Below are 10,089 nucleotides of genomic sequence, written 5' to 3' on the forward strand. Positions count from 1 at the left end.
GCACATTTGCTAACATTTGTGCAACAAAGCGAAAATCTATGCTGAATTTTTTTGAAAGATAAGCAGCGTTTCAATTTACGCATTTATAAAATGTAATAGTAATTTAATTATTTAATAAATTTTTTCTATATCCTTCAAAAATAAAAAATTTTAATTTTGCAATACTTCAAGGAATTTCCACTTACGTGGGAATAAAGAGAAAACTATTTTGGTCATTTTCTTTATGAAGCTAATGAAATATACGCAATTAGCATTTAATTTTTCAGTACTTAAAAAGCGTACAAAAGTAAGAGTAAATGGCTACGATAGCTATCGTTATAAGGACTTAACAGGTGCAGTGGGAGTTATTGATTCATATTCCCCCCAAAGCGGTGAATATTCAGTTTATTTTAAAGACAAAACCGGATTAATCTCCAATAATCCCCTCATTCTTCTGTACAAACGCAACCAACTAGAAGTTGTACCCGGACGCGGTAGATGCAGTTGGGAGAAATACCTCGAACGAGAACTTAGGAAAAAGCGCTCACGCGATAAAGAAAAGTGAAGTATTTTCTCTCTAAAGATTTATGCCATCTCCAAGCATTTCCACTAGACCAGAAATAGCAGTCACACAATTAACCTCGTCACAAGAAGCTGACTTGAATCAATGGTACGAAGAATTAGATGGAAAATGGTTAACTGCTATTAATGATAGCGCATCTGAAGAATCCCAAGAATTAGCTGCAATGGAAGCGAATTGGTTAGCCGAGCAAGAATACTATCACGATCGATATCTCTATGCAGACCGAATTTAATTTCGATGTAAAATCACAGCCTAGCCAAAACTAGGCTGTGATAATGTAAGCCATTCAACTCTTACCATGATAGCAAGAAATCTGGCAATCGACACTAACGATACTAACATCAATCGCGCTACCTTAGCCCAATTATCAGTAACCGCTGCTGAACTATGGGACAGCATTGAAAACTGCCCTGAAGGTGTAGAATTAGCTGATACTTACGCACAATTGCTCGACATTCAAAATGCAACCGAAGCTAAAGTTGATGCGATCGCTTATCTAGCAGATCAGCTAAAATTAGACATGGAAATGTGGTCAGATAGGCTTTCAAAAGTTACAGCCCTGTACCAGGTTATCATCCAGCGGCGACGCAATCAATTAGATAGCCTTAAATCCTACTTATTGCGGTTGTATAAGTTAGGGCTAATACCAGAACAAGTTGTCGGTACGGAACGCCGCATTGATTTTCAAAACAATCCTCCTTCTGTCATTCTTTTAGTAGAAGCAGAACAATTACCATCTCAGTTTCAATCGGTGAAAGTCACCTCTGCCAATAAAGAAATTTTGGCTGCTCATAAAGCGGGAGAAGATGTCAGTTCTTTTGCTGAAATTGTGACGGAAAAGCACGTTCGATTTAAACACATATCAAGGAAGAAGAAATGAACGTTACTCGCACGACATCTATTGCTATTACTGCCAACAGTTACGTCAGTTCCAGCATTAATCATAATCATGGTACGGCTAACTTATTCATAGCTGGTAATAGCGAGTCAATCATTATTCAATTCCTGCCCGAAAATCTGCCAATTTTACGTGGTTTGGTGGCAGCATTACAACAATTGGAAGCTGATTTACAACAAACCAAATTAGAAAAGTTGCAACGTCAAATTAATACCATTCAAAATCATAACCGTAAAGCAGTGACGTTGGTAGCAGATAACGATACCTTCTAGTTGAGGGAGTAGGAAGTAGCGAGTGGGGAGTAGGTAATAGAAAAGAGGCGAAGCAATTGTTGATAAAGCTTCCTTCAATTCCTTAATTTCTACTTTCTACTTTCTCTTAATGCCAGTTTACGAAGTTTAGCTTTATTCCCTCTCTACCTCCTACTCCCCACTCGCTATTCCCTATTTCCTATCTCGCTTACGCGACAAGCTATGGGATACTTTCATCGTACTTAAAATCATGCCAGCCAAAAACAGTAAATCTCCTGAAACTACCATAAGTCCAGAAGCTGAAGTGCCATCCAATCCAGTTAATGAACTGGCAATCGACCCTCGTTTACAGCAATTTAGCGCGGCTGAATTTAGCGGTAAGCTGACGACGCTTCCTATTTGCCAAATCCTTAATGAAAAGTCTCCAAACTCGGTAGGACTTTTTATTAAAGAGAAAAACTTGGCTTTAATTGACTGGCGAGGTAGTGAAGCTTCTTACGAGCATACTTTCTCTTCTGGTACAGTTGAAAAAGGAGTTCTCTTTAAATCTCCCCGCTTGCATATTCTAGCTAAGTCCGACCGTTACGTACAATTGCGAGAAACGGGGGAAATTATCGGTAGCTATGAAACTGTGGAAGGTCGAACTAAGTATGAAGAAATTAATGCTGACCCCAAAAAGCCTGCTACTTTACGTTCGTTTTACGTTATCTATTTAGTAGATGAAAAGAACGTTTCTCTGCATACCGTACCCCTGGTATTATCGCTGCATGGAGTAGCAGCAGCGCGATTTGGGGAAGCCTACAACCAGTTTAAGGTGAAAATGGAAATCGCTTATGCTAAAGTAATGGCAACTGGATATCGTTCGTTGAATGATAAATTTCACTGTCTGGCTGTGTTTAACCCGACGTTTAAACCTTCTTTGGAACCTCCTAATGGTGATAAAAAGTCGTGGGTAGCTATCCCAGAATTCGTTGCTAGTCCCGACGAACAACATCCAATTGATGAGTTTTTGGCATTGGATAAACGAACGGAACTTTGGGCTTTAGCTGGGGAAGCAGCAGCCTTTAGCAATAAGCTATTGAAGCCTGCTAATGAAGAATCAGTGCAGAATATGATGGAGGTTGCGCCGGAAACTGTGGAGGCGACTGCTACTGCTGTTGATGAGGATGATATTCCTTATTAGGGAATAAATAATGTGATATGAAGGTGGAAGTATTATTTAGTAATGCTTTCACCTTTATATTATATGCTTCAAAGTGTAACTAACCTACTTGTTTAACATTAATTGAGGAAACTTCTGAGTCAAACTTTCACTGAAATAGTGCTGACACCAAAATTCTGCAATTTCTAACAACATCGGTATGGATTCAGGCGTAATACCAGTACCATACTGTGAAGCGTAACGTTCTACATATTCTTTAGCCAGTTTATAAGCCCAATAGGGAAAATCTTCCTCTACGAAACAACGCAGCGCATACTCTAAGTTTAGTAAATTTCCACTAACGACAAACCGTACTGTCGTCCAGCAAAAAATTCTATAATCATCTCCTTGTAAACTATCAATTTCTTTCAATAATCTACGAAAAGATTGTTGAGTTTCATAAGTAGAATTTTCTAAGTAAATTTCCATCAATGCGATTGCTTCATTCATCAATTGGCTTTGCTGTGACCATTCTGACTCGCTGAAATGTTCGGGACGACCATCCTGATTCATCTGTTCTTGTATTCGTTTAGCAATATAAAGAGCAAATTGTTGAGTAGCAGTTTTATTGGTACAAAAACTTTTTATGCTGGTCAATCGAGTTATAGGTACGGCGAATCGAGCAGTTTCAGCTTCTTTCGCTGTTTGAATCCATTTTTTAATTTTATTAGTAATAGTAGTTTGTTGGTTTTTTTGCTTCATTTGAATGTTTTAAATCAATTTAATGATATTTAGATGTAATTATTCGCCTCATTATCTCTATATTTTTAATTTATCTTGACAAGTTAAGTATTTTACTAGCTTAAAAACTTCCTTATACTCTTGTCAAGCGCTCTCGCAATCGAGTATAACGTTGGGTATCTTGCACTTGTCTGACGGAGAGGGCGATCGCTTTTTTGGGACCCACCAAAACTGCTAATTTCTTCGCTCTCGTCAGGCCAGTATATAATAGATTCCGAGTTAACATAAGATAGTGTTGAGTATACAAAGGTATCAACACCACCGGATATTCGCTACCTTGCGATTTGTGAATAGTTGTCGCCCATGCTAAAGCAATTTCATTCAAATCTGCGAGGTCATATACCACATCTCTCCCATTATATTGTACTGTCACTTCCATCTCTTCATTATCGATTTCCACAATCGTTCCCAAATCACCGTTAAACACTCCTCTATCGTAATCATTCACCTGTTGAATCACCCTATCCCTCACCCGCATCGTACCACCGCGAGTTACTTCTGCCTTATCCGCACTAGGAGGATTAATCAATTCTTGCAACACCTTATTTAAGTTGCGAATACCCACTACGCCTTTAGTCATGGGCGATAAAACTTGCACGTCAGTAGCAGGATTATAACCCAATTGAGGAATCACATCTTTAATCAACTCGCAAATAGCTTGCACCCCATATTCCGCTGACGGCGCACCTATCCACAAACAATCAGATTGAGGAGTTAAAGAAACAGACTCTAATACTGGATAATTACCCTTATTAATACTATGCGCTGCTTTAATAATCCCACTTTGCGCTGCTTGTCGAAATACTTGAGTTAATCTTACTACTGGCAATTGATCAGAATCAATCAAATCCCGCAACACTTGACCTGGGCCAACCGAAGGTAATTGGTCAACATCACCAACTAATAACAATTGAGCATTTTCAGGAATTGCTTTGAGTAGGGAATGTGCTAAAAATAAATCTAGCATCGATGCTTCATCAATTACAATTGCATCAACATCTAAAAGATAATCCAAACCACGTTTAAAGTTATGAGTTCTGGGGTCGAATTCCAACAAGCGATGAATGGTTTTTGCTTCGATACCCGTCATTTCACTCAATCGCTGTGCGGCGCGTCCCGTAGGCGCAGCTAAAGCAATCTTTTTCCCCATTGCTTTCCATAAAGCGACTATCGTGTGAGTACAAAAGGTTTTCCCGCACCCTGGCCCACCAGTGAGAATTGTTACTCTGGAGTAAGATGACATTACTACTGCATCATATTGCTGTTGGGAAAGTTGGATTTGCTTGGCTTGGGTAAATCTTTCAATCCAATTTTTTACTCGGTCTAAATCTACATTAATCGGATTAGCTAACCGTTCTTTTACCATTTGTGCTAGATGTTGTTCTGATTTAAAGAACGCAGGCTTATAGCACAATGGGGGATGTTTGTTTTCAGTAAATTCTTCTACTAAGAGTTCCCCAGAAGTCTTCATTTGTTTAATTATTTCATCTAGGTTTCCTTCAGATGGTTGATGGTTATCTACTGTTAGCTGTTTAATTGCTGTATCGATTAATTGAGGTAGCGGTAGGAAGCAATGGCCATCTTCTGCTGCTTCACCCAAAATATGTACGATTCCAGCGCGATAGCGTGAGGGAGAATCTGGTGGCATTCCTAACTGTCTGGCAATTTTATCGGCAGTAATAAACCCGATTCCGTAAATGTCTGTTGCTAGTTGGTAGGGATTATTGGTAACAGTATCGATTGCTGCTTCTCCATATTGCTTAAATATCTTTACTGCATACGTAGTGGAGACACCATGACTTTGCAGAAATACCATCACTTCTTTGATTGCTTTTTGCGCTTGCCAAGCAGTTTGAATCATGGCTATGCGCTTTTTGGCTATACCTGATACTTCGGCAAGGCGTTGGATTTGATTTTCAATAATATCTAATGTTTCTAAACCAAAATGAGCGACAATACGTTTGGCGGTAACTGGGCCGACTCCTTTAATTAATCCACTTCCTAAATATTTTTCTAATCCTGTTAAAGTGGCGGGTTTGGTTTCAAGATAGCTGGTAACTTGAAATTGACTGCCATAGTTGGGATGTTCTTTCCAAATCCCAGAAAGTCGTAGGGTTTGTCCGGGTTGAATATTGGCGAAGTTACCGACAATGGTAATTAAATCTCTGGCGTTTGGTGCTTTGAGTCGCGCTACGGTGTATCCCGATTCTTCGGAATGGAAGGTTAACCTTTCTACTACACCTGTTAGGAATTCGTTGTGGGTAGAAGTGGATATGGAATTATCGGAGAAACCAGACATGACATATTCCCGATCGCTGATTAGAAAGAATTATAGTATAAATGTACTATATACCAGTTTGGAAACATTTGTTCTCGGGTTGAATAGACGGGAAATAACCATATTTATCGGCTATTATTAGGAATAATTGCCTTGCATTCCGAATAAATTGCCAAAAATATCCCACATTTGGCAGATTGCTTGATTATTTTCTATTTGAAGCGGCCCACGATACAGCCTTGCGCCATGTTGCTGTGCTTGTTCGATCGCATGGTTAATGTGGTCTACACGCCAATAAGCAACCTGTCCTGTATGACCAGGCTGCATTTTAGCATCAGCAAGATGCAAAAACATTTCCACATCTCCAATCTGGATCGATGCACCTCGAATTTTACCATCTGACTCAAAGTAGTTTGTAACAGGTATAGCGAGGAGTTCGCTATACCATTTTGCAGCAGCCACTACGTCAGACACAAAGTAAAAAACGGCTTGAATACCCTTAAACATCTGCTGCTTTCCCTCAGAGCGATATTTTGCTAATTTTCGGTTTACTCTTGTTGCAAAAAAGCATAACAACTAGAGCGCATATCCTTACAATCTCTGGTACAAGGTAAGAAAATGTTTATCATCGAAGCACGGGAAGATTCTGGCTTTTAACTTGGTGGACGTTACGAAAAAATGGAATTATCACGATCCTTACCTTGTTACCGTTAGCTTACGCTCGCATGAGAGGAAACATTACCTTAATTCCTCTGCATGTACCCCGAATATTACGAAGGTTTTCACTATGTTACCACAGATTCAGAACCACTTGAAAGAGAGGTTGCACCCGAAGATGAACGAATAAAAAATCAAAACTTGTGGCAAGGTACTGATTGGTACTTCTACCGCTTGGGACAAAAAGATGGCGATTTGGGAATTAACAAACGATGCCAAAATGCCTTCTACTTGCTAGGATATCAAAAAGAACAAGAAAAATATATAAAATAACTAAGATTAAATGCCAGCTTCTTGATTAGGAAGTTGGCAATTTTTTTTATTATTGCTTAAAAAACTTCAAAACTCATCTTTATCAGAAGCATCAACCGATGGGAGAGGTTCGTTAGCAGCTAACCACTCTTCAAACTCCCTTTCTGATTCCGACCAAGCTTCTCTTCTTTGTTCTGAAGAAACAGCGCGATCGCACACCTCATCAATATCTACACTACCATCTGCCAGCAAGTCACCCAAATTATCAGAATGCCAACGAGAAATAGGTAACACTATTCTTTTGGCCGCATTAGTTTCGCTCATCCTTATCTTCCTAGCTAACGCAACTCCCTTTAATTATAACTTCTATTTGTTGAAAAGTTGCAATTTTATAAACCTAAATATTTTTATCACTATAGCGATAGATGAACCTCTGCCCAAAGGATTAGCCATACTAACTTGTCAGCTATCTAAATTGAAAAATATAAAAGTTGAGATGGCATTATGGCAATTACACTCGAACACTTCTGCACCAAAACACGCAAACCTATTGTCGTAGACGGTCAACCAGTTACCGAGACGATAGAACACTGTTTAGCCGAATATTTTGCGCCCAATGGTTCCTTTAAAATAGGGGCAGTTTATCAAGAAGTTACCACAGAAGCAGACTTGCAAAACTTCAAGGAACAAGGGTTAACTCTGCAATTTGCTTCTGACGATCGCTTTTACTTTATGGACGAACAGTTACGCGAGAAAATATTCGACCAACCGCACTTTGGCGCTGCTTATGGGTCGAATATGTTTACTCCTTGCAAAAGCTTTGAGGAACGAGAAAAGTTAAGAGTTTTGGTAGTAGATGCTAGTACGGGTGAAAATGGAGGTATTCTACCAAAACAGAAAGCGATCGAGTTGGTGGGTGATGGTGATGGTAAAATCGATAAAAGATTGCACGAATCGTTAGGAAATGTAGCTAATACACCATTCCAGACTCGATTTGGCATTAAAGCAAGACAAGTAGGATTAGACCCCAATGAAAGTACGCCAGTCAACGAAACATGGCAGTTAGGTAAAGGTACGTTCGCACCCCGCGACCTTTCTGGAATAGGGAATGGCTACGATTTAATTATTAGCACAGACCAATTAAAAGGACGCAAGAATAAGGAAAACAAACTTGGCATTCTAGGAGAGGATGGGAAACCTCTTAAAGTAGGCAATGAAATCAAGCCAGGTGAGTATACAATGACCATTGGTATCGGCAATAAAACCGATGCTTATTTGGGTATTACTTCTACTGGGCCACAATTCTGGAATTCCTTTCCTGCTGGCGTACAGAATGATGTGCTGACTCGTTTGGAAAAGCGACTGGAAGAACTTAAAGAAATAGCATCTGACCCACGTCAGATTGCCAAAGATTATCTGAAAGTGATGGATGAGAGAAATAAATATCAACTGCAAGATGATGTTAATTCAGAACAAGATATAGATTTCGATAATTTAGATTTAGATATTTTAGATAAAATAGTCGATAAAGCATTTGGCAACAGCAACCAAGAGTTGATTTATCGAATCCTAAAAGCAGACTTATCCGGTCACTGTCAAGTGTTAGAATTACCTAAAGTTATCGATAAACTGCAAGAACACTGGCGGGAACAGTACCTCGATTGTGCCACTGGTAGATTTATCAAGTTCGATTCAGCAATGGCACAAACTTGTCACGATTTAGCAGAAAACGAAGTTAGCATCCCCAATTATCCAGATGGTGCTGAAGTTATCGTTTATCGTGGCCCTACCGCTAATTCTAACACCGTTGATGTCTACGTCAACAAACATTTAGTCAACGAACCGCATGACATCGGTACTATCAAGATGTCGCCTGCTGGATTGAAACATTCTCTATCGGATTGCGATGGCGATCGCATGGCTTATATTCTAGCAGAAGAATTCCCCCATACAACCGCCGAAATCAAACAACGTCAGCAAGCAGAAAATCGTTACAGCGAAATTGTCAAGCTGGATAAGAAAGCATATCAAGGCAGCTTTGAGCAGATTGCCCTAGATGCAATGGAAAATAAAGTTGGTATCATCGCCAATCTCTGTATGAAAGGGATTGCGCTAGAAAATGAATGTACTGGAGTGCCAACAGAAGAAGCTTTTAAACTGATGAGAAATATTTCTATCGGCGCTGCAAGTATGTTAGCAGCAGAGAACGATCTAAAGAAACCCGTTACGTATCCCCCAGAAATTAGGAAGCAAATTGTAGAATTAGCTGAGTTTTGGCAACAAGCACTAAGCAAAGGGGTGAATATTGAAGTATACGACAGTCTTGACCATTATAACTTCGGCATCCAAGATAATCAAGCAGATTTACCAAATATCGCAACAGATGAGCTAGTCAAATTCTTAGACAAATCTCATCAATTTTATCACGATGTTGTTGGTATATTGGGCGGTCAATTACAAATTGAAGTAGATAGAGGTAAGAGTGCCAATCGTTCCGACCCTCAAATCATCAATGCTTGCACTGCCATCATCAGAAGCTTCGATATCGCACCTTGGGTAGAGGAAAAGAAAGTAGATGAAGTGTATTTATCAAGAACCATGAACGCTAGGGGGCATGGTGCGATCGACATGATGATTAGTCCCACCAATGAAGCATTTGCAGAAAGTGCATTAATTGCCCGTTCTACCCAGCAGTTTCAGGATTTGTTTAAGGGAGTTGAATTTACTCCTCAACAGAAAGAAAAAGCCGCAGCACTAAAGAAAACCTACGATAGTTTACTCAATCGTGCGATCGAGATTACTAGGGAAGTAGCAGAAGCACCAGGGCCAAGACTTATTGCTACCAGTGATAGAGGTAATTCTATCGAAATTATCGGTCTAGCTGAATGCCATCACCCCAATGCTTTCGATACTAACAGAAAGCTGGACATCAAAATTGTGCAAAATAACAATCTAGATGGTAAAGTTAAGAACAAATGGGTAGCACTCGCACCTGTATTTGATGCTGATGGTAAACCGCAATTGAAGGATGGCAAACCAAAGTATAAGAAATTGGGGTATATTTCGACAGAAAGTGCGGCTAAATATCCCGAACAGATGAAGCAGTGGTCAGAACTTAAAGGGTTAACTGTTGAAATTCTACCCGGACTTACTCAGTCGCAGGTGAAAGCTGCTTTCTTTCAAGCGAGA

General features: G+C 39.6%; 11 protein-coding genes. 7 read left to right on the forward strand and 4 right to left on the reverse strand.

Annotated elements, in window-relative coordinates; all coding sequences use genetic code 11:
* Nucleotides 1-223: 223 nt before the first annotated feature.
* The 5 genes from H6S82_RS07530 to H6S82_RS07550 all read left to right on the forward strand — a co-directional run bounded on the left by H6S82_RS07530 (nucleotide 224) and on the right by H6S82_RS07550 (nucleotide 2,894).
* Entirely contained in the window at nucleotides 224-544 is a 321-nt protein-coding gene (locus H6S82_RS07530; protein ID WP_190463805.1) for a hypothetical protein, read from the forward strand.
* A 22-nt stretch (nucleotides 545-566) separates the two neighbouring features.
* Entirely contained in the window at nucleotides 567-794 is a 228-nt protein-coding gene (locus tag H6S82_RS07535; protein WP_190463806.1) for a hypothetical protein, read from the forward strand.
* A 66-nt stretch (nucleotides 795-860) separates the two neighbouring features.
* Complete coding sequence (locus H6S82_RS07540) at nucleotides 861-1,442, forward strand: siphovirus Gp157 family protein (protein WP_199315200.1); 582 nt, start codon at nucleotides 861-863, stop codon at nucleotides 1,440-1,442.
* Nucleotides 1,439-1,732: a hypothetical protein gene (locus H6S82_RS07545; protein ID WP_190463807.1), complete on the forward strand. Its 294-nt coding sequence runs from the start codon at nucleotides 1,439-1,441 to the stop codon at nucleotides 1,730-1,732. Before H6S82_RS07540 ends, H6S82_RS07545 begins: the two co-directional genes overlap by 4 nt.
* A gap of 229 nt (nucleotides 1,733-1,961) precedes the next feature.
* Entirely contained in the window at nucleotides 1,962-2,894 is a 933-nt protein-coding gene (locus H6S82_RS07550) for a DUF5895 domain-containing protein (protein WP_190463808.1), read from the forward strand.
* Between the two features lie 84 nt (nucleotides 2,895-2,978).
* Here H6S82_RS07550 and H6S82_RS07555 read toward each other — a convergent pair whose 3' ends face one another.
* From H6S82_RS07555 to H6S82_RS07565, 3 genes are all read right to left on the reverse strand, one after another.
* Nucleotides 2,979-3,614, reverse strand: coding sequence for a hypothetical protein (locus H6S82_RS07555; RefSeq protein ID WP_190463809.1), 636 nt, complete (start codon nucleotides 3,612-3,614; stop codon nucleotides 2,979-2,981).
* A 112-nt stretch (nucleotides 3,615-3,726) separates the two neighbouring features.
* On the reverse strand, nucleotides 3,727-5,952 hold the full coding sequence (locus tag H6S82_RS07560; protein ID WP_190463810.1) for an ATP-dependent RecD-like DNA helicase: 2,226 nt from the start codon (nucleotides 5,950-5,952) through the stop codon (nucleotides 3,727-3,729).
* Nucleotides 5,953-6,069: 117 nt separating this feature from the next.
* On the reverse strand, nucleotides 6,070-6,438 hold the full coding sequence (locus H6S82_RS07565; RefSeq protein WP_190463811.1) for a VOC family protein: 369 nt from the start codon (nucleotides 6,436-6,438) through the stop codon (nucleotides 6,070-6,072).
* 249 nt (nucleotides 6,439-6,687) lie between these two features.
* On the opposite strand from H6S82_RS07565, the gene H6S82_RS07570 reads away from it, so the two are divergent.
* The gene (locus H6S82_RS07570; RefSeq protein ID WP_190463812.1) at nucleotides 6,688-6,921 is read left to right on the forward strand and encodes a hypothetical protein; all 234 of its coding nucleotides are present in this window, start codon (nucleotides 6,688-6,690) and stop codon (nucleotides 6,919-6,921) included.
* Nucleotides 6,922-6,987: 66 nt separating this feature from the next.
* On the opposite strand, the gene H6S82_RS07575 is transcribed toward H6S82_RS07570, so the two are convergent.
* A complete protein-coding gene (locus H6S82_RS07575) occupies nucleotides 6,988-7,224 on the reverse strand; it encodes a hypothetical protein (protein ID WP_190463813.1) in 237 nt (78 codons plus the stop codon).
* 180 nt (nucleotides 7,225-7,404) lie between these two features.
* Between H6S82_RS07575 and H6S82_RS07580 the strand changes: the two genes are divergently transcribed.
* Nucleotides 7,405-10,089: hypothetical protein (locus H6S82_RS07580; RefSeq protein WP_199317871.1), on the forward strand; the 2,685-nt coding region annotated here is incomplete at its 3' end.

Origin of the sequence: Planktothrix sp. FACHB-1355, assembly GCF_014748295.1 — a bacterium.
Taxonomy (GTDB): Bacteria; Cyanobacteriota; Cyanobacteriia; order Cyanobacteriales; family Aerosakkonemataceae; genus Aerosakkonema; species Aerosakkonema funiforme_A.